Origin of the sequence: Micromonospora gifhornensis, from assembly GCF_016863515.1 — a bacterium.
GTDB classification, from domain to species: domain Bacteria; phylum Actinomycetota; class Actinomycetes; order Mycobacteriales; family Micromonosporaceae; genus Micromonospora; species Micromonospora gifhornensis.
The window spans coordinates 51,424-77,318 of the sequence record NZ_BOPA01000034.1 but is presented as its reverse complement, the minus strand read 5'-3'; the positions used below and the strand labels follow the sequence as shown (position 1 = coordinate 77,318).

General features: G+C 70.5%; 25 protein-coding genes. 13 read left to right on the top strand and 12 right to left on the bottom strand.

Going from position 1 to position 25,895, the window contains the following annotated elements; translation table 11 throughout:
* The 3 genes from Vgi01_RS23170 to Vgi01_RS23160 all read right to left on the bottom strand — a co-directional run bounded on the left by Vgi01_RS23170 (window position 1) and on the right by Vgi01_RS23160 (window position 3,081).
* A complete protein-coding gene (locus Vgi01_RS23170) occupies window positions 1-816 on the bottom strand; it encodes a carbohydrate ABC transporter permease (protein ID WP_102658273.1) in 816 nt (271 codons plus the stop codon).
* Window positions 813-1,715 (bottom strand): carbohydrate ABC transporter permease, encoded by a 903-nt coding sequence (locus Vgi01_RS23165; protein ID WP_199180204.1) that lies wholly within the window; start codon window positions 1,713-1,715, stop codon window positions 813-815. The genes Vgi01_RS23170 and Vgi01_RS23165 overlap by 4 nt, the downstream gene beginning before the upstream one ends.
* A gap of 118 nt (window positions 1,716-1,833) precedes the next feature.
* Complete coding sequence (locus tag Vgi01_RS23160) at window positions 1,834-3,081, bottom strand: ABC transporter substrate-binding protein (protein WP_233196827.1); 1,248 nt, start codon at window positions 3,079-3,081, stop codon at window positions 1,834-1,836.
* A 179-nt stretch (window positions 3,082-3,260) separates the two neighbouring features.
* Between Vgi01_RS23160 and Vgi01_RS23155 the strand changes: the two genes are divergently transcribed.
* The gene (locus tag Vgi01_RS23155) at window positions 3,261-4,025 is read left to right on the top strand and encodes a FadR/GntR family transcriptional regulator (protein ID WP_223165704.1); all 765 of its coding nucleotides are present in this window, start codon (window positions 3,261-3,263) and stop codon (window positions 4,023-4,025) included.
* A gap of 6 nt (window positions 4,026-4,031) precedes the next feature.
* On the opposite strand, the gene Vgi01_RS23150 is transcribed toward Vgi01_RS23155, so the two are convergent.
* Window positions 4,032-4,379: a hypothetical protein gene (locus Vgi01_RS23150; protein ID WP_204292348.1), complete on the bottom strand. Its 348-nt coding sequence runs from the start codon at window positions 4,377-4,379 to the stop codon at window positions 4,032-4,034.
* Window positions 4,380-4,505: 126 nt separating this feature from the next.
* Here Vgi01_RS23150 and Vgi01_RS23145 point away from each other — a divergent pair, with 126 nt between their 5' ends.
* Both Vgi01_RS23145 and Vgi01_RS23140 read left to right on the top strand, forming a co-directional pair.
* A complete protein-coding gene (locus Vgi01_RS23145) occupies window positions 4,506-5,144 on the top strand; it encodes a CG0192-related protein (RefSeq protein WP_204292347.1) in 639 nt (212 codons plus the stop codon).
* 93 nt (window positions 5,145-5,237) lie between these two features.
* Window positions 5,238-5,864 carry a DUF6518 family protein gene (locus Vgi01_RS23140; RefSeq protein WP_204292346.1) on the top strand — a complete coding sequence of 209 codons (627 nt, stop codon included), beginning with the start codon at window positions 5,238-5,240 and terminating at the stop codon, window positions 5,862-5,864.
* A gap of 106 nt (window positions 5,865-5,970) precedes the next feature.
* On the opposite strand, the gene sigJ is transcribed toward Vgi01_RS23140, so the two are convergent.
* Window positions 5,971-6,855 carry an RNA polymerase sigma factor SigJ gene (sigJ, locus tag Vgi01_RS23135; RefSeq protein ID WP_204292345.1) on the bottom strand — a complete coding sequence of 295 codons (885 nt, stop codon included), beginning with the start codon at window positions 6,853-6,855 and terminating at the stop codon, window positions 5,971-5,973.
* A gap of 235 nt (window positions 6,856-7,090) precedes the next feature.
* On the opposite strand from sigJ, the gene Vgi01_RS23130 reads away from it, so the two are divergent.
* Entirely contained in the window at window positions 7,091-7,867 is a 777-nt protein-coding gene (locus Vgi01_RS23130; RefSeq protein WP_204292344.1) for an SDR family oxidoreductase, read from the top strand.
* Between the two features lie 66 nt (window positions 7,868-7,933).
* Here the strand turns inward: Vgi01_RS23130 and Vgi01_RS23125 are convergent, their stop codons facing one another.
* Window positions 7,934-8,635, bottom strand: coding sequence for a CBS domain-containing protein (locus tag Vgi01_RS23125; protein WP_204292343.1), 702 nt, complete (start codon window positions 8,633-8,635; stop codon window positions 7,934-7,936).
* A gap of 222 nt (window positions 8,636-8,857) precedes the next feature.
* Between Vgi01_RS23125 and Vgi01_RS23120 the strand changes: the two genes are divergently transcribed.
* From Vgi01_RS23120 to Vgi01_RS23105, 4 genes are read left to right on the top strand one after another with little or no spacing between them, the layout of a single operon-like run.
* Complete coding sequence (locus Vgi01_RS23120) at window positions 8,858-9,256, top strand: YbaB/EbfC family nucleoid-associated protein (RefSeq protein WP_204292342.1); 399 nt, start codon at window positions 8,858-8,860, stop codon at window positions 9,254-9,256.
* On the top strand, window positions 9,243-9,563 hold the full coding sequence (locus Vgi01_RS23115) for a type VII secretion target (RefSeq protein WP_102658281.1): 321 nt from the start codon (window positions 9,243-9,245) through the stop codon (window positions 9,561-9,563). The genes Vgi01_RS23120 and Vgi01_RS23115 overlap by 14 nt, the downstream gene beginning before the upstream one ends.
* Complete coding sequence (locus Vgi01_RS30820) at window positions 9,560-10,876, top strand: WXG100-like domain-containing protein (protein ID WP_239089118.1); 1,317 nt, start codon at window positions 9,560-9,562, stop codon at window positions 10,874-10,876. The genes Vgi01_RS23115 and Vgi01_RS30820 overlap by 4 nt, the downstream gene beginning before the upstream one ends.
* A 4-nt stretch (window positions 10,877-10,880) precedes the next feature.
* The gene (locus Vgi01_RS23105; protein ID WP_102658282.1) at window positions 10,881-11,369 is read left to right on the top strand and encodes a hypothetical protein; all 489 of its coding nucleotides are present in this window, start codon (window positions 10,881-10,883) and stop codon (window positions 11,367-11,369) included.
* 110 nt (window positions 11,370-11,479) lie between these two features.
* On the opposite strand, the gene Vgi01_RS23100 is transcribed toward Vgi01_RS23105, so the two are convergent.
* Window positions 11,480-12,481: a CehA/McbA family metallohydrolase gene (locus tag Vgi01_RS23100; protein WP_204292341.1), complete on the bottom strand. Its 1,002-nt coding sequence runs from the start codon at window positions 12,479-12,481 to the stop codon at window positions 11,480-11,482.
* A gap of 242 nt (window positions 12,482-12,723) precedes the next feature.
* Between Vgi01_RS23100 and Vgi01_RS23095 the strand changes: the two genes are divergently transcribed.
* The 4 genes from Vgi01_RS23095 (at window position 12,724) to Vgi01_RS23080 (ending at window position 15,973) form a co-directional block, all read left to right on the top strand.
* Window positions 12,724-13,656 carry a hypothetical protein gene (locus Vgi01_RS23095; protein ID WP_204292340.1) on the top strand — a complete coding sequence of 311 codons (933 nt, stop codon included), beginning with the start codon at window positions 12,724-12,726 and terminating at the stop codon, window positions 13,654-13,656.
* Window positions 13,657-13,717: 61 nt separating this feature from the next.
* Window positions 13,718-14,155: an ABA4-like family protein gene (locus tag Vgi01_RS23090; protein ID WP_102658285.1), complete on the top strand. Its 438-nt coding sequence runs from the start codon at window positions 13,718-13,720 to the stop codon at window positions 14,153-14,155.
* Window positions 14,156-14,165: 10 nt separating this feature from the next.
* Window positions 14,166-15,350, top strand: coding sequence for a sensor histidine kinase (locus tag Vgi01_RS23085; protein WP_204292339.1), 1,185 nt, complete (start codon window positions 14,166-14,168; stop codon window positions 15,348-15,350).
* The gene (locus Vgi01_RS23080) at window positions 15,347-15,973 is read left to right on the top strand and encodes a response regulator transcription factor (RefSeq protein WP_204292338.1); all 627 of its coding nucleotides are present in this window, start codon (window positions 15,347-15,349) and stop codon (window positions 15,971-15,973) included. Before Vgi01_RS23085 ends, Vgi01_RS23080 begins: the two co-directional genes overlap by 4 nt.
* 26 nt (window positions 15,974-15,999) lie before the next feature.
* Here the strand turns inward: Vgi01_RS23080 and Vgi01_RS23075 are convergent, their stop codons facing one another.
* Window positions 16,000-16,497, bottom strand: coding sequence for a hypothetical protein (locus Vgi01_RS23075; protein WP_102658287.1), 498 nt, complete (start codon window positions 16,495-16,497; stop codon window positions 16,000-16,002).
* Window positions 16,487-18,289: a RyR domain-containing protein gene (locus tag Vgi01_RS23070; protein WP_204292337.1), complete on the bottom strand. Its 1,803-nt coding sequence runs from the start codon at window positions 18,287-18,289 to the stop codon at window positions 16,487-16,489. The genes Vgi01_RS23075 and Vgi01_RS23070 overlap by 11 nt, the downstream gene beginning before the upstream one ends.
* Window positions 18,290-18,603: 314 nt before the next feature.
* Here Vgi01_RS23070 and Vgi01_RS23065 point away from each other — a divergent pair, with 314 nt between their 5' ends.
* Complete coding sequence (locus Vgi01_RS23065; protein ID WP_204292336.1) at window positions 18,604-20,775, top strand: ATP-binding protein; 2,172 nt, start codon at window positions 18,604-18,606, stop codon at window positions 20,773-20,775.
* A gap of 69 nt (window positions 20,776-20,844) precedes the next feature.
* On the opposite strand, the gene Vgi01_RS23060 is transcribed toward Vgi01_RS23065, so the two are convergent.
* Genes Vgi01_RS23060 through fxsA form a run of 3 tightly spaced genes read right to left on the bottom strand, consistent with a single transcriptional unit; the run spans window position 20,845 to window position 25,878 of the window.
* Complete coding sequence (locus Vgi01_RS23060; protein WP_204292335.1) at window positions 20,845-21,834, bottom strand: hypothetical protein; 990 nt, start codon at window positions 21,832-21,834, stop codon at window positions 20,845-20,847.
* An 11-nt stretch (window positions 21,835-21,845) separates the two neighbouring features.
* Window positions 21,846-25,700, bottom strand: coding sequence for an FxSxx-COOH system tetratricopeptide repeat protein (fxsT, locus tag Vgi01_RS23055; RefSeq protein WP_204292334.1), 3,855 nt, complete (start codon window positions 25,698-25,700; stop codon window positions 21,846-21,848).
* Window positions 25,687-25,878, bottom strand: coding sequence for an FxSxx-COOH cyclophane-containing RiPP peptide (gene fxsA / locus Vgi01_RS23050; protein ID WP_158244897.1), 192 nt, complete (start codon window positions 25,876-25,878; stop codon window positions 25,687-25,689). The genes fxsT and fxsA overlap by 14 nt, the downstream gene beginning before the upstream one ends.
* Window positions 25,879-25,895 lie beyond the last annotated feature (17 nt).

Genomic DNA, 25,895 nt, shown 5'->3' with positions numbered 1-25,895 from the left:
TCAGCCCTTCGTCGCGCCTGCGGTGAGTCCGGAGACGATGTACTTCTGCACGAACAGCGCAATGATCATGATGGGCAGGGTGACCACTGTGGTCGCCGCCATCAGGCCGCCCCAGTCGATGCTCGCGTAGCCGACGAAGTCGAAGATCGCCACCGGCAGGGTCTTCGTGTCCGCGCCGGAGAGCACCAGGGCGAACATGAAGTTGTTCCACGAGAAGATGAAGGACAGGATGCCGGCGGTCGCGATGCCCGGCACCGACAGCGGCAGGGTGACCCGACGGAACGCCCCGATCGGGGTCAGACCGTCGACCTGCGCCGCCTCCTCCAACTCGTCCGGCAGACCGTCGAAGAAGCCCATCATGATGTAGACGATCAACGGCAGCGAGACGAACATGTGGCTCAGGATCAGCACGCTGAACCCGCCGACCATGCGCAGGTTCGAGAAGACGTAGTACCAGGGCACCAGCAGCGAGACACCGGGGATGACCCGGGCCATCAGCACCACCAGCGCCGACTTGCGCATGTTGAACCGGCTCATCGAGTACGCGGCCGGCACGCCGAGCAGCAGCGACAGCACGGTCGCCGCGAAGGCCACCCAGAGGCTGTTGCCGATGAACTGGAGGTAGTTGGCCTGCTGCAGGACGGTGCCGTAGTTGTCGAGCGTGGGCGAGAAGATCAGGGCCTTGCTGGTGTCGTAGATGTCGACGTTTGTCTTGAAGGAGGCGGCCACCATCCAGACCAGCGGCGCCACCAGCGACAGCACGACGACGACCAGGGCCACCGTGCGGAAGATCCGGAATCCGAGACTCGTCTTCATCGGGCGGCCTCCTTCTTCTTGCGAGAGGTGAGGAGCCACATCACGCCGATGATGATCAGGAAGAACAGGATCAGCACCGTCGAGGAGAGGCCGTACTCGTTGTAGTCGAAGCTCAGGCCGTAGGCGTACACGTTGAGCGTCTCCACCTCGTTGAAGGAACCGCCGCCTCGCCCCTTGGTCGCGTAGAGGATGTCGAAGGTCTTCAGCGCGTCGATGCCGCGCAGCAGCACCGCGACGATCACGGTGGGCATCAGCAGCGGCAGGGTGACGTGCCGGAAGCGCTGCCAGGTGCTCGCGCCGTCGATCATCGCCGCTTCCTGCGGCTCGTCGGAGAGCGAGGTCAGACCGGCCAGCAGGATCAGCACCACCATCGGGGTCCACTGCCAGATGTCGATGAAGATCGTGGTGGGCAGCGCGCTGTTCTGCCCGGCCAGCCACGGCTGCGGGCCGATGCCGACCCAGCTGAGGATCTGGTTGGCCATACCGATGTTGGGGTCGAAGATGAGCCGCCACATCATGCCGACGGCCACCGGGGTGGCGACCAGCGGCAGCAGGATCGCGACCCGGACCCACTTCTCGCCCTTGAACGGACGCCACAGCAGCAGGGCGATCGCCATGCCGAGGACTACCTCGAAGAACAGCGCGGCACCGGTGAACGCGGCGGTCCGGCCCACGGCGGGCCAGAACCGGTCGGTGTCGGTGAGCACGTCCAGGTAGTTGCGCAGGCCGATGAACTCCGACTCGGCCCGAACCGACCCCGAGGAGTCGGTGAAGCTGAGGTAGATGGTCCAGCCCAGCGGGAAGATGATCAGCGCGGCGACGAAGGCCATGGCCGGGGCCGCGAAGAGCCACTTGCGATGGTCGTTGGCCCAACGCGCCCAGCCGGGCGTGTCAGGCATGACTCCGGCGCTGCGTGGCGTCCGGCTGGGTGCGGTTACAGCTGGCATCAGATCTCCGTGATGGGGAGGCCGGACGGGGGTGGCGGGGCTGTGCGCCCCACCACCCCCGTGCCCGGACTTAGCGGGCCTCGTCGTCCAGGAACTTCTGGAAGGCCTGGTTGGCGGCCTCGGCGGAGGCGGCGGCGTCCTTACCGGTGATGGCGTCGACGATCGGCTGACCGACGATCTCGCGGGCCTGCGCGACCCGCTCGACCACGGGCCGGTCGTGACCGACACCGTTGGCCAGGCTCACGGTGATCGCGTCGGCCATGTCCTTCGGGTAGGTGGCGATGCCCTCGGGGTTCTCCCACACGGAGGTGCGGGCGCCCGGCACGCCGGACTTCTGCTGCTCCAGGGTCTGCGCCTTACCGGCCGCCCACTCGATGAACTTCCAGGAGTTGTCCTGGTTCTTCGAGGCCTCGTTGACGGCCAGCGCCCAGGAGGGGACGTTGTACGGCTTCGAGCCGGCCGGGCCGGCCGGGAACGGCGCGAACCCGACGGTGTCGGAGACCTTCGACTTGGCCGGGTCGGTGGCGTTCTTGTAGAGCGAGTTCGCCTCGGTGTAGAAGGCGGCCTGGCCCTGGGTGAAGATCGCCATCGCCTCCGACCAGCTCATGTCGGTGCTGATGTTGGCCGGGCCGTGCTCACGCAGCAGACCGCCGTAGTACGCGTACGCCTGCTTGGCGGCGTCGGAGCTGACCGCGGACTTGCCCGCCTCGTCGACGAAGTCGCCGCCGAAGCTGAACAGGAAGCTGGAGAACTGGGTGACCGCGGCGGCCTTGCCGGTACGCGAGACGAAGCCGGCCACACCCGGGTTGTCCGCCTGGATCTTCGCGGCCTGGGCCTTGAGCTCGTCCAGGGTCTGCGGCGGGGCGCTGAAGCCGGACTTCTCCAGCAGGTCCTTGCGGTAGTAGAGCACCTGCTGCTCGGTGATGATCGGCACGCCGACCACCTTGTCCTCGTAGGTGGTGGTGCTCAGCGGCGCCGCCTGGATGTCGGCGAGGTCGAAGTCGCTGCTGCCCTTGGCCTTGTCGGTGAGGTCGGCGAGGTACTTGTTCTTGGCGAACAGCCGGCCTTCCTGCAGCGGGCGGTACATCATCACGTCGATGTCGCTGGAGCCGGCGTTCAGCTTGACGTTGTACTGGTCCGACAGCTGGTCCTCACCGAGCTGGGTGACCTCGACCTTGATGCCGGTCTCCCGCTCGAACTCCGGCAACGCCTTCCGGATGTTCTCGGTCCAGACATGGTTGACCAGGGTGACCCGCACGGTGTCGGAGGAACCGCTGTCGTCACCGCCACCGCAGGCGGACAACGTCAAGGCGGACACCATCGCCAGAGATATCCCGATTTTTGACCGACGTCCCACGTCCGTCTCTCCTTCTGTGTTGGTCGCGACCCCGGGGGGACGGGCACGACAACGGGTTTTTACATCCGCTTAACGTCCGGATGCTAGGCCGAAAAAGCAGACTTATACAAGGGGTACCTCGTACTGATATGATCCGTGACGTGATTGTGCCCTCACCGGGGGTTGCACCCGCACAGGCCGCCCCTGCCGAGGCCGGGCTGCACGGACGCGTCCTCGACCACCTCGGCACCGCCATCTGCGGCGGTGAGCTGGCGGCCGGCGCCGTGCTCAACATCGATGAACTGGTCGACCGCTACGCGGTGTCCCGCTCGGTGATCCGAGAGGTGCTGCGGGTGCTCGCGTCGATGGGGTTCATCGAGACGCGCCGCCGGGTCGGCGTCATGATCCGCTCAGCCGATCATTGGAACGTCTTCGATCCCCAGGTGATCCGCTGGCGGCTGGCCTCGGCCGGACGCATCGCCCAGATCCGCTCGATCACCGAGCTGCGTACCGCCATCGAGCCGCACGCCGCGTGGCTGGCCGCCCAGCGCGTCGACCACGACGACGCGAGCGAGCTGGTGGGGCTCGCCGCAAAGATGTGGGCCGCCGGCAAGGCCGGCGACGAGGAGCGTTTCCTGCGCCTGGACATCGAGTTCCATCAGCGGGTGCTGCGCGCCTCCGGCAACGAGATGTTCGTCAAGCTGCAGGACCTGGTCGCCGAGGTGCTCATCGGCCGGCATCACTACCACCTGATGCCGCACTACCCGCACGAGCAGGCCCTGCAACTGCACGCCGAGGTCGCCCAGGGGATCCAACGACACGACGGCGACAGCGCCCGCCGCGCCATGGTGCAGATCATGGAGCACGCGTTCGAGGAGATGTCGTCGATCTGGGAGCAGACGCTGCACGACCCGCACCTGGCCTGAACCAGGTCACTGCGGTCGGATCAGCCATTCCCAGGCCCGACGCAGGCCCAGCCGCACCGGGTCGTCGGACTCCTCCACCTGCTCGGCCGGCATGTCCGTACCCGGCTCGTGCAACTGCCCGGCCGGCACCGACAGCACCACACCCCGCTCGTGGAGTTCACCGATCTGCTCGCGGTAGGCGAAGCGGTGGGCATGGTGATCCCGGGACGGTTCGATGATCACGCCGTGGAAGATGTCCTGCGGCTCGTCGGCGACGACATGCTCGACGACCCCGACGAACGCGCCGTCGGGGGCGTAGACCGGGACACCGGTGCCGAGGGCGAGGTAGGAGACCTTTGCACCGAGATCCGTCACTGTCACGCTCCTTCGGTACGCGTCGGCGGCCGCCCGTCAGGTGAGAGGGCTGCCATACCCGCTGCCGCCCTGCGCACACGTCCACCGGGACCGCGCCGGACACCGAGCGGGCATACGATGCCGCGCATGGCGTTACTGCACCGGGCGGAGATCCGCCCCACCAAGCTCGAACTGTTGACCGCCTGGCTGCCCAGCCGTGGCTGGTACCAGGGGGACGCCGCAGCCGAGGTGGTGCGGGTGGCCGCGTACCGGTTCGACGACCCGGCCGGCGAGGTCGGCATCGAGACCCTGCTGGTACGCGCCGGGGCCGGCCCGGTGCACCAGGTGCCGCTCACCTACCGTGGTGCGCCGCTGCCGTCCGCCGACGCCTGGCTGATCGGCACCACGGAGCACTCGGTGCTGGGCACCCGCTGGGTCTACGACGCCTGCGCCGATCCGGTGTACGCCGCCGCGCTGGCCGACGCCGTCCTCGCCGGCACCGGGCAGGCCGAGGAGTACTTCGAGGTCGACGGCCACCGTGAGGTGCGCGCGCCGAACATGGAGATCACCAGCGACTCGGGCGGCATCGATGTGCCGACCGTCGGCGCGGTACGCCGGGTGGTGGACGGCACCCTGACCGTGATCGTCACCGACACGGTGGAGTTGACCCTTCTCCGCCGTCCCGACGCGGCCGCCGGCGGCCCACCGGCCGGCGTGGGCGCTGCCACGCTGACCGGCGCCTGGGACGATGTCACCATGCCCCTGGCGTACGCCTCGGTGCGCTGACGCCCTCGTCCCTGGCGTCTTTCGGCGCGATGGTGCCCCCAGCGACAGGGCAGCCTCGGGCCCATCGATGCATACCGAGTATGCTCCGATCTCATGCGACACCACCCCGACCGCCGCAGCATCGCGCTCACCGCCGTACTCGGCGGGCTGCTGCTCGGCATCCTCGACTTCGTCTGGATCAAGTTCGTCCCCTTCCCCTTCGCCGACCTGGGCAACTCCAGTGCGGTCTGGGCGGTCGCCGCGTTCGCCTTCGGCTTCTGGGTCCGGACCGGCTGGGTACGCGCGGCCATCGGCGCCGCCGTCGCGCTCGTCGTCGCGGTCCCCGGCTACTACGCCGCGGCGGCGGTCATCCAGGGCGACGACTGGTCGGTGCTGTGGGCACCCACCTCGCTGCTCTGGATGAGCTTCGGGGTCCTCGCCGGAGTGGTCTTCGGCATCGGCGGTGTCTGGGCGCACGAGCGAGGATGGCGACAACCGGTCGGCATCGCCCTGCCCGGCGCGGTCCTGTTCGCCGAGGCCCTGATCGACGCCAGCCGGATCAACCACCCGAACTACGGCATCGACCCGCTCTGGAACGTTCTGATCAAGACCACGCTGGGCGTCCTGGTCGTGGTCGTCGTCGCTCGCGGCACCCGGGCGCGACTGCTCGCGCTGGCCACCGTACTCCCCCTGGCTCTGGTCGGCTTCGTGGCCTTCCGACTGGCCGGCTTCGGCGCCTGACCCGAGACCACACCCACCGCATCGACTCGCCCCGCTCAACCGATCACGACCGGACGGTCTCGGTGGCGGGCTGCGACGCCGGCCACCCTGCTGTCCGGTGCGGTCGTCAGTCGGTGAACGAGGTGAGATCCAGTCGGGCCAGGCGATCCGGGTCGACGATCACGTCGATCTGGGCGATCAGTTCGGCCGAGATGGTGAAGGCCATCACCGACAACGGCCGCCCGGCTGCGGTGACCACCACACCGGCGCTGCCGTTGATCACGGCGGGCCGGGCGAACGGGGAGAACCGGCCGAAGGTGACGGCCTGGGCGGCGACGTCCCGGGCCCCGGTGAGCACGGTGGTGTGCCGGGTACGGGCCACGCCACCGTCGGAACGCAGCACCACGTCCGGATGCAGGACTCCCACCAGCGCGTCGAGGTCACCGTGGCGGGCGGCGGCGAGGAAGGCGTCGACCACCTGCCGCTGCCGGGCCAGATCGGCGTCCGGTCGGGGGACCTGGCCGCGTACCCGTCGGCGGGCCCGGCTGGCCAGTTGCCGGGCCGCCGTCGGTGACCGGTCGATCATCGGCGCGATCTCGTCGAACGGTACGGCGAACATGTCGTGCAGCACGAAGGCGAGCCGTTCCGCCGGAGTGAGGGTGTCCAGGACCACCAGCAACGCCAGCCCCACCGAGTCGGCGAGCACGGCGGCGTACTCGGGATCGTCCGGGCCGGCCGGTGCGACCACCGGGTCGGGTACCCGCACGTCCAGTGGCTCCTCGCGACGACGCCGACGGCCGCGCAGCGTGTTCAGGCTGACCCGGGCGACCACCGTGGTCAGCCAGGCGGCGAGGTTGTCCACCCCGCCAACGTCGGTACGGGACAGCCGCAGCCAGGTCTCCTGCACCGCGTCGTCGGCCTCGCCGAGCGAGCCCAGCATCCGGTAGGCCACCGCGTGCAGGTGCGGCCGATGCTCCTCGAACCGCTCGGCCAGCCCGGTGCGCCCGTCCATGTCGTTCCTTTCGGCTGGACCGACTGGTCGTTAACAAGGGGCCCTTCCTCTACCGCAGGCGTTAGGAAGGGGCCCTTCCTAACGCTTCGACCCCACCGCGCGCCCCGACGTGACCGCTGGGTGATCCAGCTCACCCGGCGGTCACGTCGACCGGTGGGGCGGGGTCGAGCCGGTGAAGCAACGAACGGTAATCGACCGCGAGCGCACTGCCCGGTCCTGGCGCAGGGAGAACGTCGTGCATCCACCGATTCTCGTCACCGGCGGCACCGGCACCCTCGGCCGTCTGGTCGTCCCACTGCTGCACGAGGCCGGCCACCGGGTTCGGGTCCTCAGCCGTCACGGCGGGCAGCCCTCCCCCGGCGTCACCCACGTCACCGGAGACCTGGCCACCGGGGAGGGCGTCGACGCGGCGGTCCGCGACGTGCAGATCGTGCTGCACCTGGCCGGCGGCCAGAAGGGCGACGACCGGCTGGCGCGCACCCTGGCGCGGGCCGCGCGGCAGGCCGACGTACGCCATCTGGTGTTCGTCTCGGTGATCGGAGCCGACCGGGTGCCGCTGGCCTGGCTGCGGACGAAACTCGCCGCCGAGCAGGCTGTCTCCGACTCCGGCGTGCCGTGGACGACGCTGCGCGCCGCCCAGTTCCACGAGCTGACCCTCACCCTGGTCCGCAAGATGTCCGCACTGCCGGTGATCCCGGCACCCGGCGGGGTGCGGCTGGAACCGGTGGACGGCCGGGAGGTCGCCGCCCGGCTCGCCGCGCTGGCCCTGGCCGCGCCGGCCGGCCTGGTGCCCGACCTGGCCGGCCCGCAGGTGTACGCGCTGGGCGAGCTGATCCGCAGCTACCTGCGGGCCACCGGCCGACGTCGGCTGCTGATGCCGGTACGGATGCCCCGCAGCGCAGGTCGCGCCTACCGGCAGGGGGCGAACCTGAGCCTGCCCGGCGCGACGAGAGGCACCCGCGCCTGGGGGCAGTTCCTCACCGACCAGGTCGGACACCCGGCGTCGGCCTAGAAAGGGCCGGGCCCGGTCGGGATACGGGGGTCTCCCGGCCGGGCCCGGCCGCGTGCGCCACCGGCTCTACAGGCGGGTCGGCTGCACCGGGAACGACGCGTAACGGGGCAGGTCGGTGTCGTCGAAGTCGAAGGCCAACTCGTTGACCACCTCGACGACGCCGCTCACCCGGGCGGCGAGCCGTCCCGCGATGTCGACCGCGGAGCGCCGGTCCAGCCGACCGGTCATGGTCACCACGCCGTCGCGTACCTCGACCCGGACGGCGCCCTCGCGTACCGCCAGCACCCGCCGCAGCACCTCCTGCACCACGTCGTGGCGGATGTCCGCGTCCGGGCGCAGGTGCACCCGCAACAGGTCGGAACGGGTCACGATGCCGACGACCCGACCCAGGTCGTCCACCACCGGCAGGCGTTTGACCTGCTCACGGTCCATCAGCTTGGCCGCGGCGACCAGGGAGGTGTGCGGGGACGTGGTCACCGCCGGGGTCGTCATCAGCTCCCGGGCGTTGTCCGCCTCACCCTTGCGGCGCGACCTGCGCTGCCGGGCGCTCTCGAAGACCCGCCGCTCGTGCGGCTCACCCATCCACTCCACCTTGTGCAGCAGGTCCGCCTCGGACACGACGCCCAGCACGTGCCCGAAATCGTCCACCACCGGCACGGCGCTGACCCGCCGCTCGGCAAGCAGATCGACGATCTGCCGGTACGGCGTCTGCTCCACCACCGTGGCGACGTCCCTGGTCATCACGTCTTCCACCTGCCAGGCCCGCATCACGACCTCCTCTGTAAGTCTTGCGAATCCACGCTATGCCGGGGACGGTCGGGCAGGTCAGTGCTGCCCGACCCGCCTCGACAGGACCTCTGGCCCACCCCACCCAGGCCCACCGGGCGAGCAGCTGGGGTGGGCCGTGCGCGGGGCAGCACCCAGCGCGACCGGTTGATAACGTGACGGCGACCTCGCCTCTGGCGACCGGCGATGTCCCGGGAGGTTCGCATGTGGGCGGACGAGGCCGCGCTGGACGCGACGCAACGCCGGCTCGACGAGTGGGAGGCGTCGATAGCCGACCGGGTGCAGCGGGCGCGGGCCCTGTCGGCACGCGTCAGCACCCTCACCGGCACCGCCCACAACGCCGACCGCAGCGTCGAGGTCACCGTCGACTCGGCAGGCCAACTGGTCGACCTGCGTCTGGACGAACGGATCCGCCAGCAGTCCGCGGCACGCACCGCGCGGCAGGTGCTGGCCACCACCCGAGCCGCGCAGGCCGACCTGCTGCGCCGCATCACCACGGCGACCACCGAGACCCTGGGCGACGACGACCCGGCCGGGCCGGCGCTGCTGCACTCCTACCGCCGCCGCCTGACCGGGCAGGACGCACCGGATGCCGACCGGTGAGCACATCCAGGTCGACCCCGACGACCTGGTGACCCATGCCGCACGCCTCGACCGGCACGCCGACACCCTCGACACCGCCCGACAGGCCGGGCAGCACGTCCGGCTCAGCGCCGACGCGTACGGTCAACTCTGCGCGATCATGCCCACGCTGCTCGACGGCCTGCAACGAATCCTGGTCGACGGCATCGGCACCGCCGCCACCTCGGTCCGCGACACCGCCGGCCGGTTACGCACCAGCGCCGAGAACTACCGGGCCACCGACACTCGTGCCCAGCACAGCCTCGATCGGGTACGGAACGCCAGGTGACCGGCAACCCGCTCGTCGCCGCCCCGGTGCACACCGGGCCGAGCGCCTGGGCGGGGGTCTGGATCCTCGAGGACATCGAACTGATCCACCAGGGTGTCACCACCGGCAGTTGGATCGACGGCACCCTCGGCGTGGTCAGCGCCGGCCTGGACGCCCTCGCGTTCGTCTCCGACCCGGTCGGCGCGCTGCTCCAGTACGGCATCGCCTGGCTCGTCGAACACGTCAAACCTCTCAGCGAAGCCCTCGACTGGCTCGCCGGTGACCCGGCCCAGATCACCGCACACGCCCAGACCTGGCGCAACGTGGCATCGTCGCTGCGCGACGAGGCCGCCACGCTGGCCCGCGACGTCACCACCGACATCGCGGCCTGGCAGGGCGAGGCCGCCCGCGCCTACCGTGCCTGGTCCACCGAACAACGCCGGGCCCTCACCGGCCTCGCCCAGGGCGCCGACGCGATGGCCGCCATCACCGAAGGCACCGCCGGCCTGGTCGCCGCCGTCCGACTGCTGGTCCGCGACGCCATCGCCACCTGCGTCTCCCGCCTCATCGTGTACGCCACCGAACTCATCGCCACCGCCGGCCTGGCCACTCCCCTGGTCGTCGAACAGGTCACCACGCTGGTCGCCGCATGGGCTGCCCGCATAGCCCGACTGCTGCGCGGACTACTCAACAGCCTCCGCCACCTCATTCCCACCATCCGCCGCCTCGGCACCCTCATCGACCAGCTCAAACAAGCCCTCGCCCGACTCCGCAACGCGCCACCTGGAGGCCGACGATCGCCGGAGGAGAGCCCGCGCGGACAACGCCAGCCCGACAGCGAGCCGAGGCCTCCCGATTTCGACCCAGGCAAGCATCGGGGTGCGCTCGGAGACGATTTCCGTCCAGGCACACAGGATCCTCACGGCCTGTTCGCCGCCAAGGAGCGGCACGTCGCCGACCGGCTCGGCGCCGAGGGCATCATGGTGCATCCGCGGGAGCGCATCGACGACATCGAGTTCCAGAAGAACCCTGATGCGATGACCCGTGCCGGTCCTGATGACCCGGGTGTGGTGACCGAGCTCAAGAGCCTCAATCAGGCCAGCAGTGAAGCCGTCCGACGTAACATCCTGACTGCCGGCAAACAGCTGGAACAAGAAGGTGGCGGCGACGTGGTGATAGATGGTCGGGCGGTGGGTCTCACCGAAGATGAGGCGCGCAGAGGGTACGCCCGAGCGGTTGGACATCACCGGCAGCACGGCACTCCGCTACCGGATCGCGTCCAGATCATCCTCGGCGAGGATCGGATCCTCACTCTGCCCGACGGGCCACGGTGACGCCGTGTCGGTCCAGGAGCAGATCTTCATCAACGCGGACTCCTCGCCGGATGAGGTCGCCGAACAGCTTGCCGCCTCGCTGAGCATGCGCAAGTTCGCCGGCAGCAAGGGTGGCGTCTACGTGAGCCGTCCGGCCCGGTGGGGTGTTTCCGGCGGCAAGGAGGTTGGCGGCGAGGTCGCGGACAACTACCTGGCAGACGCACAGGCGAGCCAGGCGGAACAGTCACTGTTGGACGGCTATCAGATCCTGTGGGACTTCGGGTATACCGGCCGGGACCGCGACATCCAGTTGGCGGAGGCCCGGCTGGCGTTCACCGAACTGGCCGCGTCGGCGTTGTGGCCGGCGGCGCTCATTGCCGGCCTCGACACCCTGATCGCGGCCTGGGATCCCGTACTCGGCCTCACCTGGTTCCCGCCCGGCACGACACCAGACGCCGATAGTCGACAGCTCTGGTACCGCTACTTCGAGCGCTTAGCCCAGCCGCACACGTGACCACGCCAGGCCGATAGTCCGGGTGACAATGATCGACTCCGTTTCGCCGTAGTGGCGGCTTCCGGCTGGGGCGTACCCCGCCGTTTCGGCGATACGGCGACGCGGGTTCCTCAGCTCAGGATGATGGGGTTGCTGAGGGCGGCCATCTGCCGGTCGGGATGGCGTACCTCGACGCGGACGAAAGACGTTTCGTCCGCGCTCGTCCGCCACTGCGTGACACCCGTGCCGTCGTCGGGCAGCGAATGGCGGTGCACGACGCCATGCTCGGTGTGCAGGGTGATCGTGCCGGACGGCACACCACAGACCTGCACCCGTACCGCGATGGGCTCGCCGTCGGTGACCAGGTGCTCGCCCACTCCCCCTGACCGGTTCGCGGCGGTCGCGGTGACGTCGAGGGTGACGGCGGCCGACTCGGCGATCCAGCTTCGACCCGCGCGGACACCGGCCAGCACCGCATCGCAGCTCAACTCCTCGGCATGGACCACTGTGTGCGGCGTACCGAGCTGACCGGCGAGGTGGGCGTCGCTGTTGCCCACGACCGGTAGCCACTGTCCTTGACGGATATCGCTGGCCAGGCTGCGTCCCCATTCGGCCAGGGCCGCCTCGTTGTCGGCGTTCCACGGCAGGTCCGATGCCCAGCGCCCGTTCCACACCTCCACCGCGTCGAACCAGTCGTACGGGTACATCAGCGTTCCCGAGAGATACGGCGCGTGCGGGTGCGCCGCCACACACAGTCCACCGCTGCGGCGTACCTGATCCAGGTGTTGGCCGATCACCTCGTCCCGGACGCCGTACCGCCACTCGATCGCCTGCTCGGGGGCGAGGCCCAGGGCGAGCCAGTGGCCGGTGCGGGTGGTGACCTCCTGACCCAGGATCACCAGCAGGTCGTCATCGGCGTACGGCCCCCACTCGGCATGCCCGGCGGCCGTGTTGTGCTCGGTGGTGGCGATGAAGTCGAGCCCGAGCGTACGGGCTGCGGCGGCAAGGTGAGCGGGAGTCAGGTCGGCACCCTGCGACAGCAGCGAGTGCACGTGCAGGTCACCCCGGTACCAACCGGGCCCTCGGCCCGCCGCCCGCCGAGGCGGATAACGCGACTGCGCGACGTCGGACATCGACGCCCACACTATCCGTATCGCTGAATCGCGTCCGGCTCCCCCTGAGCCGACGCGCATCCTCGCGGTGATCGACTCCGTTTCGCCGGCATGGCGGTGTCCCGCCGCTGCGCACCACGCCGTTTCGGCGATACGGCGGAGAGCCACCTCCTACCCGGGTAGGAGGGGCGGCCAGACCTGCGGTCGCGGTTGGGGCCTGTGGTCGGGCGCGCTGGAGCACGCCGCCGAACAGCATCGACAGCATGACTGCTACCTATCGACGCCAGGGAACGTCCTGGCACCGTCCACTGTTGATATTCGTCTGGGCGATGGCGGGTCTCGCCGTCGTCTCCGTCGTCGGCGTCGTCGTCGACGGGCGGGTCCTGACCGGTGTGCCGATCTGGCTCAAGCCGTTGAAGTTCGCGGTGTCCTTCGTGCTGTACGGCGTGACGCTGGCCTGGCTGCTCTCCCTGCTGCGCCGACGCAGCAGGGTCGCGGAGTGGACGGCCACCCTCATCGTGGCGCTGGGGGTGGTGGAGATGGCCATCATCGTCGGTCAGGTGTTGCGGGGTACGACCAGCCACTACAACGTGAGCAGCCCGTTGAACGCGATGCTGTGGATGCTGATGGGTGTGGCGATCATGGTGCTGTCCGTGGCGCACCTCGTCCTCGCGGTGGTGGTGCTGCGGCAACCGATCGCCGACCGGGCCGGCCGGTACGCGATCGGGCTGGGGTTGGGGTTGGCGCTGCTCGGCATGCTGGTGGCGACCCCGATGGTGATGGCCGGTGACGGTTCGGCCGCCGAGGGGATCGCCGGGGCGCACAGCGTGGGGGTGGTCGACGGTGGGCCTGGCCTGCCGCTGGTCGGTTGGAGCAGCACCGGCGGGGACCTGCGGATCGGCCACTTCGTGGGGCTGCACGCGATGCAGGTGTTGCCGATCGTGGCGGTGCTGCTCGGCCGGTTCGGCGGTGGCCGTCTCAACGGGCGGACACGAGCGCGGCTGCTGGTCGTCGCGGGTGGCGCGTACGGCGGGTTGACGCTGCTGTTGACCTGGCAGGCGTTGCGCGGGCAGCCGCTGCTGCGGCCCGACGCGCTGACCCTGGGCGTCGCGGCGGCACTGCTCGTCGCCACCGTGGCGGCCGCCGGCCTGGTGGTGGCTCGTGGTCGCAAACCCGAAGTGGCGTTGGCGGCGTGAGCGGGCGCAGCATCAGGTGCGGCGGGCGCCGGGACGGCGTCCGGGAGGAAGGGGCGCAGACATGACCGAGGTGCTGTTCACGCTGACGTTCGCGGTGGCCGCGCCGTTCTGGGCGTTGATGATCCTGGCACCGAAGTGGTCGGTGACCGCTCGGATCATCGCCTCACCGTGGATCGTGCTTCCCGGCCTGGTGATCTACGCGGTGCTGGTGCTGCCCGCGCTCGGTGAGGTGCTGCCGGCGGTGGCGTCGCCGTCCCTGGATGGGGTACGCGACCTGCTGGGTGAGGCGGACGGCGCGGCGGCGGGCTGGGCTCACATGATCGTGTTCGATCTGTTCGTCGGTCGGTGGGCGTGGCTGGACAGTCGGGAGCGTGGGGTGCCGTCGCTGGTGATGGCACCGGTGCTGCTGTTGACGATCCTGCTCGGGCCGCTCGGCCTGGCCGCGTACCTGATCATTCGGGGCAGGTGGACGCCACGCCCGGCCGGCGCGGAGGGCTAGGGTGACCCCCGTGGGGTGGGTGGGACGGCTGTTCGACGCGCGGGACAGCTTCGCGCGGATGCTCCTGCTCGACCTCGCGGGCCTCGGCTACCTGATCTTCGGTCCGCTGGGTGGCGACCGACCGGGGATCACCCAGTGGGTCCTCGCGGTGATCGCGTTCTCTCTCGGTCTGGTGTTGCACCGCCGGCCCCTGGTCAATCTGGTGGTGCAGACCGCGCTGCTGGCCGTGGCGATCCCACTGCTCGACGACGTCACGATCAACCAGGTCGGGGCCAGTTGGGCGTTGCTCGAACTGACCATGCGCGCCACGAGCACCCGCACCGTCTGGTTGGCCGCGACGGGGGTGGCGGCGGTCGCCCTGACCAACTCGATCGGCGAGCCGCTGCCCCGTTTCCTCTCCGGCGTGGTCGGGCTGCTGCTGGAGGTCGGCGTTCCGCTGCTGCTCGGCCTGGTGGTGCGCACGACCCGTGAGTTGACCGCGCAGGCGCAGCAGCGGGCGGCGGAGGAGCAGCGCCGCCGGGAGTCGGAGGCCCGGGCCGCCCGCGCCGACGAGCGCAGCGCCATCGCCCGCGAACTGCACGACGTGGTCGCGCATCACGTGGCGTCGATGGTGCTGCGGGTCGGCGTGGCCCGGCACGTCATCACCGACCTGGATCCGCGGGTGGACGCGGTCTTCGGTGACGTGCATGCCACCGGCACTGCGGCCCTGGCCGACCTGCGCCGGCTGGTCGCGGTGCTGCGCGACCCCGATGCGGTACGCGGCGACGCGGCGCTGACCGCGATCGAGCCGTCGGCGCTGCCCGCTGCTCTGAGTGCGGCGGTGGACCGGGCTCGGCAGGCGGGGATCACCGTGGAGGCCGACATCGACCCGGCGATCGGCGCGATCGACGCGGTGCGGGGCCTGGCGGTGCTGCGCCTGACCCAGGAGGCGCTGACCAACGTGGCCCGGCACGCCGGCCCGTCGGCCGTGGCCCGGCTGACCGTACGGATGCGTGACGGGGCCGTCCACTGGGAGGTGGTGGACGACGGGCGTGGCCCGGTCCCGGCTCCGGTGCCGGCCGGCGGCGGCCACGGCATCCCGGGGATGCGGGAGCGGGTCGAGGTGCTCGGCGGCCGGTTGGCGGCCGGACCGGTCGAGGGTACGGGCTGGCGGGTGCGGACCGTCCTGCCCGCCGCGTCGGAAGAGGTGTCATGATCCGGGTCCTGCTCGTCGACGACCAGCATCTCATCCGCGCCGGCCTGCGGATGCTCTGTGAGTCCACGCCGGACATCGAGGTGGTCGGCGAGGCCGACAACGGCCGCGAGGCGATCTCCCTGGCCACCCGGCTGCGCCCGGACGTGGTGGTGATGGATCTGCGGATGCCGGGCGTGGACGGGATCACCGCGACCAGCCGCATCCTCGCCGACCGGCCCGCCACCCGGGTGCTGGTGTTGACCACCTTCGGCGACGACGACCACCTTTATCCGGCGTTGACCGCCGGTGCCTGCGGTTTCCTGCTCAAGGACGCACCCCCCACCGACCTGCTCGACGGCATCCGTCGGGCCGCGGCCGGGGACAGTCCGTTCAGCCAGGAGGTGCTGCGCCGGCTGGTGCACCGGGCGGTGCACGCCCGCGCCGCGTCACCGGAGCCGGTCGGTGGGCTCTCTGCCCGCGAGCAGGAGGTGCTGAGGTTGGTCGCCGAAGGGCTGTCCAACGCGGAGATCGCCGAGCGGCTCCACATCGGCGTCACCACCGTCAAGACGCACATCACCAGCCTGATGACCAAGACCGGCAGCCCGAACCGGGTACGCCTGGCGTTGTTCGCCCACGGCGTGTGAGCAGCGTTGCGGAATCCTGACGGCGGTCAGGCGCGGCGGGCCTGGGCGGGCCACAGGACGGTGGTGGGGATGCCGCGCTGCCGGGCTGCGGCGACGGTCCGGTCCGTGGCGGCCGCGTGGCAGCCCGGTGAGCCGTCCCAGACCGCCACCAGACACTGCACCCGACTCAACAGTTCCTGGTTGGCGGCCAGGTAGGCGGCGGTGCCGGAGTGCTGGTGCCCGGTGTGGATGACCGTGCTGGCCCGCGCCAGCAGTTCGTCGAACTCGGCGCGGCGGGCGGCGGTGATCGTGTCCCGGTAGTCGGCGGCGGGCAGGATCACCTCGTACGTGCCGCCGGTGGCCAGGACCACCCGCGCGAAGATCTGGTCGGTGCCGTCGGCCAGGCAGGTGACGCCGTGCACCGGCCGGTCGCTGAGCCGGTGCAGTTCGGCCCGCAGCGCGTCGGCGATCGGCCGTACGCTGCCGGGGGTCAGGTGGATGTGGCCCGCGACGCCGACGCGCAGCGGGCCGTGCTCACCGGCCATCGGCTGCTCCCGGCCGTGGGGCGGGCACCGGAGTGGTCAGCCGGATCAGCTCGAATCCACTGTCGGACAGCACATCCGGCAGGGCCCGGATCTCCTCGCGGTTCTGTTCCTGCACGGCGGGGCTCAACTCGTCCCACGGTCGAAGTTCGGGATGCCGTTGGCGCAGATCGTCACGGGGCTCACCGTACGTCCAGCCTTCCGTGCGCCGTTCCTGGCACCACCGTTCGTGTTCGAGACGCGCCAACTGTTCCACGCGTTCGGCGATGGCCTGCCCGGCGGCCGAGGCGTCGCCTGTGTGTCCGTGCCGGGGCGCGACGACGCAGCCGAGGTTGAGCAGCTTGGCGGCGATGTCCTGGACGTGGCTGCGGTTGGCGCGGCGCAGCGACTCGGGCAGCCGGGACCAGTGCACCATCGCGGGGGCGTCGCCGAGGCGTACGCCGGCCCGCTGCCGGGCGTGCAGGTAGCGCTCGTGGATCTGCTGGGCCAGTCGTTCGGTGAGGTCCTCGGCGATGAGTTCGGCCTCGCAGGCGTGGGTGAGCACCGGGTAGAGGCACAGTTTGCCGTGCACCTCGTCGAGCAGGTCGTGCCGGGAGTCGCCGTGGAAGGCGGCAGCGAGCGCGGCCTGCCGGTAGACCGGCACGAAGACGGTGCTGCGGGTGCCCTGCCAGAGCGCGGGAGTGTCGAGTGCGAACTGCAGGCCGCTGTCCTCGTCCGGCAGGCAGATGTAGATGCGGTCGTAGCCGCCGGCGGTGAACTGGGCCAATCCGGTCAGCTCGTCGACCTCCCGGTCGTACGTCGACACCTGGCAGACGGTCCGCAGGAACGGGTAGCGGGCGGCCACGAGCGCGAACTCGGCGCGGGCGTCCGGGGCCACCAGGTCCACCCGCAGCGGCGCGGCGGCCAGGTTCGAGCGGGTGTGCTGGGCCCGCCAGTGCCGGGCCGTCTCCACCAGCAGGGCGCGACGGAAGCTGCCGTTGCCGGCGATGAGGACCGTGGCGGTGCGGTCCCGGGTCGGACGCAGCGGATGGTGTCGGTGCAGCGCCCGGGCGGCGATGTCGTCGACGTGGAAGTAGTCCAGTCGCAGCCGGCTGGAACCGGCGGCACCGAGCCGCCGGGCCTGCAACGACAGGCACATTTCCGGATCGTGGACCTGGACGTAGACCCGGGGCGGGTTGCGCCGGTCCTGGATCAGCCGGCTGGCGGCGTTGGCGATCGCGTGGTTGAGGTCGTCGTCGTCGGTGCAGGCGTAGATGGTGTGTGCCCGGGGCAGACCGGCGCCGCGCAGCACCTCGACGCTCGTGGGGTCGCCGATCACCCCGAGGTAGCGGCGTCGGCGGTATTCCAGCGGCCCGAACGCTTCGGAGCGCACCACGACCACCCGCTCACCGTCGGCGTAGAGCCGGTCGGCGAGCATGTGGGCGAACTGGGAGTCACCGCAGACCAGGGCGTGCCCGCTGGCCCGGCGGGCCCGCAGCCGGCGGATCTCGGCGGCCAGCAGCAGCCGGGCCGCCTCGGCGACGGCGAGCAGGGTGAACAGCGGGGCGATGAAGCGGGCCACCTGCAACTGCCACGGGTAGGGGCCGGAGTTCTCGAAGGGCTCGGCACTGAGGACGAACAGTTGCAGCGTGTAGTAGAGCACGTCGTAGGAATCGTGGATGGTGTCCGGGCGTTCTGTGCGCAGCCGGTCGAACCCGATCCCGCCGAGGACCAGGGCGACCACGCCGATGATTCCGAACACGACCCGCAGCCACCAGGCGGAGGGGCGGGCGAAACCGGCGGACGGGTACGTCATCGCAGGGTGCCCTCCTCAGGAGGGCCGTACGTGCCGGAACCGGTGGGGTGGGGCGGCCACGGTCGGCATCCCGACCAGCGGACTGAGCCCATGGGCCAATGGTATTTGACGTAGTCGATCGCCAGAGCGTTCGGCAGACCCGCCGATCGGCTCTTTTTTGCAGGTGAGCCCGTTCTGAGCTCGTTCGAGGGTCCGCCTGGATGGCTACCGAGGGCTACGATTTGAGGACGTTCCGGTGGCGGTGTACGGGGAAATCCGACCTCCGGCGTGAGACTGCCTGGTGCCCAGAGCAGAGCTACCGGAGGATCAGGGCAATGGACGCAATCGAGGATCCGCCGGCGGTCGACCCGGTCAATCCGTTCTCCCCGACGGCAGTGGCCCGAGTGACCGAGGGCGGTGCGCTCGCCACCACCGTGGTCACGGTGGCCATCCGCGACGCCCTCGCCCACCTGGACAACTACCTGACCACCGGTAACGGTGGGACGGTGGCGGTGGTGGGTGACTACGGCACCGGCAAGACACACCTCGCGGCCGAGTTGCTGGCCCACGCCCGGCGCGGCACCACCGGGACGGTGCAGGCCGTGTACCTCGACGCGCCCGCCGACACCTTCCTGTCGCTGAGCCGACGGTTCCTGGGTCGACTGTCCCGTGAGGCGGTACGCGCCCTGGTCGACGACTACCGAGCGGAGTCGGCCGACGTACCGACAACAGCCGGTGAGCGTACGCAGCTGCTCGCCGAGCGGCTGCGGGTCGAACTGGCCGAGGTCACCGCCGACCACTCCGTCGGCACGGTGCTGGCGATGCTTGTCGATCCGGCCACCGAGGCGGCGGCCTGGGACTGGCTGATGGGTTACCCGCCGGGGCCGGCACTTGTCAGCGCCGGCGTCACCGCGCGTACGGATGTGGAGTCCGGCGCGGTGGAGACGATGGGCGTGCTGGCGCTGCTGCTCGCGCGCCGACACGACCGCTATGTCCTGGTGCTTGACGAACTGGACAAGATCCTGTCCACCGCCGGACGGCCGGGCGACGAGACGTCGGCCCGGTTCTCCCGTCTGATCGGCGTCTTCACCTCGGCGGGCGCGCTGCTGGTGATCGCCGGGCTGCCCGAGTTGCTGCACCTGCTGACCCCGCAGGTGCGCCAGCGGATCGGGCCGATCGTGCGGATGTCCGCGCTCACCGCGCAGGACGTCCGCGACTTCATCCGGCAGAGTCAGCTGCGGGCCTTCGGCCAGGCCAGACTGGCGCCCTTCACGGTGGAGACCACCGAATACCTGACCAACCTGACCGACGGGGTGCCGCGTCGACTGATCCGGCTGTGCTACCACCTCTACCAGCGGGCGATGCAGGACGGCACGCAGGTCACCCACCGCATGGTCCGGGAGGCGGTACGGGTCCAGTTCGATCTGGCCAGCCGGCAGGACGTCGCCGCCGACGTGCGGCGGGTGCTGACCCAGGAGGGCTGGTCGTACCAGCGGGACCACCTGATCGGTTCGCTGCGGGACCTGCCGGTCGACTTCTGGGTGCCGCTGGACGAGCAGGGCGGCGGCTGCTGCGTGCTGCTGACCGAGTCGGTGCTCAAGGCCGAGGAGGTCGACGAGCTCAACCGTCGGGTGGTGGCGATCCGGACGGCCGTGCCGGACAGCGAGGTGATCCTGGTCGTCGTCGGGCATCTGCCGGCGGAGTTCGCCGCGGACCTCACCGAGACGTTCAGTGTGGAACCGATCGTCCATGATCCGCAGACCTTCGCCGAAGACCTGTCCGGCAGCGTCAAGGCGTCGATGCGTCGGCTGGAGCAGACCCTCGGCGCGGACGCGTTGACCTCGGTACGGCAGCGGGTCGAGCGGATCCAGCGTCAACAGACAAACGCCCAGCGCTCGCTGGAACGGCTGTCGTACCAGCTGGACGAGATCCGGGGCGACCTGCGCCCGGATGCGCGGGCATCGACCCGACGCGACACCGTGTCGTCGACGCACCAGGCCGAGACCGGGCTCGCCACTGCCCTGCCGGGCCGGGTGGCCCGGGTCTTCGTCGAGGCGGTGCAGGCGCTGGACCAGCTCACCGGCTTCGAACGCCACCTGCGTGACGCGTTCACCCCGTCCCGACCGGAGCCCGCCCGCCGGTCCGGTGAGGCGGCGCCGCTGCTGCGCTCGGGCCTGCGTTCGCGTGACGTGCAGCGGGCGCTGGGCACCGCCCTGGTGCTGCGCCGGCTGATCGAGGCGTTCCGCGAAGGCGTCGAGCAGTGGTACGTCAACCACCGTCACGCCCCCCATCCGGCCGACCTGCAACGGCTGGACCGGCTCTGTGAGACCTACGACGGGATCGCCGAATACCTGCCGCTGTTCCAACTGGACCTGCTCGACGACCTGGCCCTGCCTGACGGCGGCACCCCGGCCGAGCCGGTCGACCGGTCGCTGAGCTGGTCGGAGGCGCGGTCGATGTTCGACGGGCTCAGTGGCCAGGTACGCCGACAGGTGATCGACAGCTGACCGGCGGTTCCGCAGGTGGACGTGCGGGTTCCGCCCGGATCTGCGGGGCCCCGGCCAGCGTGTGAGGTGCTAGGGCCGGGTGCGGGACAGTTCCCCACCCACCTTCCAGATGGCCTGGTCGGCGTGGCTGACCCAGTCCTGGTCGAGACACACCCCGAAGAGGTACTCGTCCGGCGCGAGAAGGTAGTAGTAGACGGCACCGATCTCCAGGTCGAGCACCAACCGCTCGACCTCGCCCGTGATCGCCCGGCGGAGGTCCCGGCTGACCTGGAGCGCCAGCAGGGACAGGTCCCGGGCCAACCGCTGGTAGCCGATACGCCTGTCGACCACGGTGGCACCCCGGTTGAAGAACTGTTCGAGATCCGGGTGCGCCAGGATGTCGACCGCCGTGACCTGCTCCCCCAGCCGGTGATGACTGAGGTAGTGCAGGCCCGAGGGGCGCAGTGCCCGGGTGAGGATCGCCTCGCTGTCGCCGACCTCGGTCAGGTGGGACGTGATGTCGCCGTCCGAGGACGACGGGTCGTACGCCTCGGTCTGCCAGCCGCCGGGATTCTGTGACGGCTGTCGGACCAGACCGCGCAGGTCGGTGGCGAGTTTCGCAGCCCTCTGGTCGATCTGACTGGCCGCCGCCGGGTCGACCACGGAGTCGGTGGCCGGGGCGGTGCGCGCGAACCCCACCACGTGTTCCCCGCCGACTGTGGTGTTGCAGAAGACGTAGTCGACCCGGGTCTGCGCGGCCAGCCGCACCAGCCCGCCACACTGCAGGTGCCAGACCCGGCGGCTGAGTTCGGCGGCCCGGTACACCAGCTGGGCGCCCACCCGGCGGTACGCCTCACGACGCTGGGTCGGGTCGGTGTCGGGTCGACCGGCCGGTGCGGAAATGTGGGCCAGCAGGTCCAGCGAGAAGTCGAGCACGCCGCCGGTGTAGTGCGCGATGTGGTAGACCGCCGGGTCGTCGAGGAGCAACTGTCGGCACAGGTTCCGCTTCTTCCGGAACCCCGGCACGTCCTGCTCGGCGGACTCCTCCACCACCGCATCGATCAGCTGCGGGTCGCTCACCTGGTCACTCCTCAGCTTCTCGGCACGTCGATGTCGGTGTCGGTCAACGCCGCCACACCGCCGTCGTCCGTGCCGTCGCGCCGGGCGACGATCGCGGCGAGGTTGGCGGCGGCGTCGCCGGTGCAGGGGTGCCGCCCGCCGAGGAAACGCAGACTGGTCAGGTGCGTCTCCTGCTGCAGGCGTACGGCGTCGGCCAGGTCACCGCGGGCGGCCAGGTGACCGGCCTGGGCCGTCGCCGCGGTCAGCGTCCACGGGTGGGCGTCGCCGAGCCGGGCCCGCAGGGTGCGCATGCCCCGCTCTCCGTCGCGGATGGCATGGTCGTACTCGCCGGTGCCGCGGTGGCAGATGCCGAGGTTGACCGAGCAGACCGCGGTGAACGGGTGACCGGTCTCCAGCGTCCGCTCGTAGCCCCGCAGACAGCGCATGGCATGTTCGACGGCGGCCCCGGCGTCTCCGGCCCGGTAGTAGTCGACGGCCATGCTGAGCAAGCTGGAACGGGTCAGCGGATGGTCTTCGCCGAAGCGGTCCCGGTAGCCACGAAAGGTCTCGATGCTGCGCTTCTTCGCGGCAAGGGTCAGCCCCAGACGGCGCTCGGTGACCGCGAGGCTGCGGTTGACCTGTAGTTCGTCAAGTTGGGAGGACGACCGCAGCTCGTGCACCCGCTCCAGGGTGCCCCGCAGGGTGGCCAGTGACAGCTCGTACTCGCCGACCTCCCGCTCGAGGGTGCCGACCAGGCATGCTGCTCGCCAGGTCGCCGGCTCGTCCGGGCCGAACAGGCTCATCCACCTGTCGAACAGTTGGTGAGCCAGGCGCAGTGCTTCCCGAGCGTCGCCGGTCAGCTGGAAGGAGATGGCGAGGTTGTTGATCGCCATCCGGGTGTTCGGATGGTCGCCGCCGAGCACTTCGTGGTAGCCGGCGAGGGTGGCCTGGTCCTCCACCAGGGCGTCCTCGAATCGGCCGAGGCCACGCAGGTCACCGCCCCTGCCCCGGCCCGCGATGAGGGTCCGGAAGTGCCGCAGCCCGTAGCGGCGGCGTTGCTCGCTGAGCACCTGTTCGTCGAGGCGCAGCGCCTCCTGCGGCCGGCCCAGCACCCGGTGCAGGTTCGCGGTCTGCACGAACAGGCGCATGGTGAGCTGGTCGAAGTCACCGCCGGCCGCCCACTGGTCACAGGCCTGCTGCGCCAGGCGTACCGCGGACTGCCAGGCGTCACTGTCGCCGAAGTAGAACAGGTAACGGACCTGTTTGACCACCCAGTGTCGCACCCGGGCGTCGTCGGCGGTCAATGCCCCGGACGGCACGAGATGACGCTGCAGCTCCTCGAAGATCGGCAGGTAGCGGCGGTCGTCGGCCTCCGGGTCCGACGGCGCGTAGCCGGCCAGTCCGTGCAGGACCTGACGGTGTCGTTCGCTCCGCTGCGGCTCGGGTATCGACTCACGGATCAGGAACTGGATGGCCCGGTGCATCCGCAGCGCCGCACCCCGCCCCCAGTCGATGTCGAACAGGGCGAAGCGCGCGCCCACGGCCAGCACCAGGTCGATCTCTCCGGCGGCGAGCAGCAACTCCTCCGGATCGGTGTCGGCTGCCGCGGCGAGTTGGACCAGCATCGGCGTCGAGCGCAGCAGTGGTAGGCCGATGCCCTCCGGGGAGAGGAACGCGGCGATCTCGGCCACCCGGATGGCCAACGCCCCGAACTCGGTGTCCCGCAGGGTGGCCAGGGTGTTGTCCAGCACCCGGGCGACCGTGGAGGTACGCGATCCGGGGATGCGTTCGGTCGGCTCCTCCACCCCCGGTTGGCGCAGGCTGGACAGCAGTTCCTCGACGGACCGGCTGACCGCCACCAGGTTGGGTACGCCCTCGCGTTCCAGCGTCCGGGTGCGCTCCCGGATCCAGGCGGTGGCCAGCCGCAGGGCCAACGGCAGGTGGTCGACCGCAGCAGCGATGGACCGGGCGTCGGCAGAGCTGATGCCGAGCATGCGGCGCAGCATGGTGACGCTCTCGTCGCCGCTGAACGCCGCCACTTCCAGTGGGGAGGGCAGGTTCGAGGAGCCGTCGTCGCGGGAGGTGAACAGGATGTGCCCGGTGCCGGGGCGGGGCAGCAGGCCGGCCAGCACCTCGGCGTCGTCGGCGTTGTCGTAGATCAACAGCCAGCGGGCGATGGTGCTCCTCGGCTCCGACAGGGCGGCCACGGCCGCCTCCGCCGCACCGACGCTGTCCACCACGTTGATCTCCTGAGCCAGCTCGCCCAGGGCTGTCTGCACCGTCTCCCGGTCCTGTGCCGGTATCCACCAGACCACGTCGTAGTCGTAGGCGAAGCGGTGGGCGAACTCCCGGGCGATCTCGCTCTTGCCGACGCCGGCCCCGCCACTGAGAGTCACCGGTCCGCCGCCGTTGGTCAGCTGGTCGCGCAGTCGTTCCAGGTAATCGCTGCGGCCGACGAAGGACCCGTTGCGGGTCGGCAGGTTCGAGCGCAGACGACGTTCTGTCTCGGCCGGGTAGCGCGGGGCCGAGCGCAGGTCGCCGGTGGGTTGGGTGGGTGCGATGAGACCCAACTGGCTCAGCAGCAGAGGCTGGGCGCGGGCGGCGTCGACCTCGCGCAGGTCGATGATCCGGCTGGGATCCAGTTGCTTCGGTGGCTGACCGCCGGTCAGTACCCCGAACACCTCGATGTCGGTGCCGGGCCCGGCCGTCAGGCCGACACCGAGCGCTTTGACCACCCCTGGGGAGAGCAGGGCCAGCACGGTGGCGTCCGCCTCGAACGTCGGTGCGGCGCCACCGCGCAGGGCGTGCGGGTGAACGTGGACGTCGGCCCGTCGCAGCTGCCCTGCGATCCAGTCGGCGTACGGCCGCTCGGGCGGCTCGTACAGCACATGGATTTCGTCCGCGCTCTCCGCCCGTTCCAGCAACACACCCCGGCGGTAGCGGCGGCGGATCCGCTCGGGCACCTCGGCCACCCGGGTCACCGCGCCACCGCTGATCCAGGAGGCCATCTGTTCGTACGCCGACAGCAGGCTGCTCTGGTCGCCAGGGCTGTCGGCCAGCACCGCCAACACGTCGTCGTAGGTGTCGTAGGTCGGCTCGGGCACCTCCACGATCTCGACGGAGGAGTTCGGTGCGTTGCCGGACTCGTCGAGCAGCTTCGCGAACGCCTTGCGGACCGGGTCGCGGGCCTCGCCGTACCACGGTTGGCTGACGTCGCGCAGGGTGGGAGCGGCGAGGATGCGGATGCCGCCGGTGGCCTGCCGATGCAACTGCTCGGCGAGGTCGGCGGCCTGTTGCACGGCGGGACGGCGAGGCGGGATCGAGACCACCGCGACGTCGCTGAGCATGGCGGCGTAGCTGACCCCCGGCATGGTGAGATCCACCGGGGTGTCGATCAGGACGTAGTCGTAGCCGGCCCGACGCAGCAGCAGCCGGGTCTGTACCGGGTCGACCTTGGGCAGGCCGTCGACCTCCAGGCTCACCCCGACCAGGGCGAAACCGAAGCTCGTGCCGGGGATGGCGTACCGGTAGAGGAGGCCCTGCTCCGGCGCGGACGGGCCACTCAGCGCCGAGGTGCGGTGGGCCGGCGCGTCCGGGTGCGGACTGGTCAACGCGGCCAGCTCCGCGCCGAGCACCCCGGCGCTGACGAGGGCGTCGACCCGGAAGGAACGCAGGTAGTCGTAGACCCGGGGGGTCTTGGTGCACCAGTCGACCGCGAGGACCCGCTTGCCGTTCGAGGCCAGGATCCAGGCGATGTTGGCCACCGCGCTGCTGCGCCCGGAGTTGCCGCTGGTGGGCGACACGAAGGACACGATGGTGCAGTGGGCCGCCGGCTCCCCCGCGCCCACGGCGGCGGTCAGGCCGCCCTGCTGCTCAGTCGTCGCCATCGATCGCACTGTTCCAGCCTGCGTACTGGTCGCCTGCGGCGGCGCTGCGACGTTGCAGGCGATGCAGCGCGGCCAGCAGCACCTGAGAGGGCACGCCCTCCAGCGCGGCCAGGTCCACATCGGTGAGATCGATCAGATCGGAGCGCAACACGTCCTCCCCGGTGTCCAACCCGATCACCGCCTGTCTGCGTATCG

Excerpts from the sequence above, each read along its gene's own strand:
- Vgi01_RS23170 (WP_102658273.1), bottom strand. The coding sequence starts at position 816 with ATGAAGACGAGTCTCGGATTCCGGATCTTCCGCACGGTGGCCCTGGTC.
- Vgi01_RS23165 (WP_199180204.1), bottom strand. The coding sequence starts at position 1,715 with ATGCCTGACACGCCCGGCTGGGCGCGTTGGGCCAACGACCATCGCAAG.
- Vgi01_RS23145 (WP_204292347.1), top strand. The coding sequence starts at position 4,506 with ATGGCGTTACTGCACCGGGCGGAGATCCGCCCCACCAAGCTCGAACTG.
- Vgi01_RS23140 (WP_204292346.1), top strand. The coding sequence starts at position 5,238 with ATGCGACACCACCCCGACCGCCGCAGCATCGCGCTCACCGCCGTACTC.
- sigJ (WP_204292345.1), bottom strand. The coding sequence starts at position 6,855 with ATGGACGGGCGCACCGGGCTGGCCGAGCGGTTCGAGGAGCATCGGCCG.
- Vgi01_RS23125 (WP_204292343.1), bottom strand. The coding sequence starts at position 8,635 with ATGCGGGCCTGGCAGGTGGAAGACGTGATGACCAGGGACGTCGCCACG.
- Vgi01_RS23120 (WP_204292342.1), top strand. The coding sequence starts at position 8,858 with ATGTGGGCGGACGAGGCCGCGCTGGACGCGACGCAACGCCGGCTCGAC.
- Vgi01_RS23115 (WP_102658281.1), top strand. The coding sequence starts at position 9,243 with ATGCCGACCGGTGAGCACATCCAGGTCGACCCCGACGACCTGGTGACC.
- Vgi01_RS23100 (WP_204292341.1), bottom strand. The coding sequence starts at position 12,481 with ATGTCCGACGTCGCGCAGTCGCGTTATCCGCCTCGGCGGGCGGCGGGC.
- Vgi01_RS23095 (WP_204292340.1), top strand. The coding sequence starts at position 12,724 with ATGACTGCTACCTATCGACGCCAGGGAACGTCCTGGCACCGTCCACTG.
- Vgi01_RS23090 (WP_102658285.1), top strand. The coding sequence starts at position 13,718 with ATGACCGAGGTGCTGTTCACGCTGACGTTCGCGGTGGCCGCGCCGTTC.
- Vgi01_RS23080 (WP_204292338.1), top strand. The coding sequence starts at position 15,347 with ATGATCCGGGTCCTGCTCGTCGACGACCAGCATCTCATCCGCGCCGGC.
- Vgi01_RS23075 (WP_102658287.1), bottom strand. The coding sequence starts at position 16,497 with ATGGCCGGTGAGCACGGCCCGCTGCGCGTCGGCGTCGCGGGCCACATC.
- Vgi01_RS23070 (WP_204292337.1), bottom strand. The coding sequence starts at position 18,289 with ATGACGTACCCGTCCGCCGGTTTCGCCCGCCCCTCCGCCTGGTGGCTG.
- Vgi01_RS23065 (WP_204292336.1), top strand. The coding sequence starts at position 18,604 with ATGGACGCAATCGAGGATCCGCCGGCGGTCGACCCGGTCAATCCGTTC.
- fxsT (WP_204292334.1), bottom strand. The coding sequence starts at position 25,700 with ATGGCGACGACTGAGCAGCAGGGCGGCCTGACCGCCGCCGTGGGCGCG.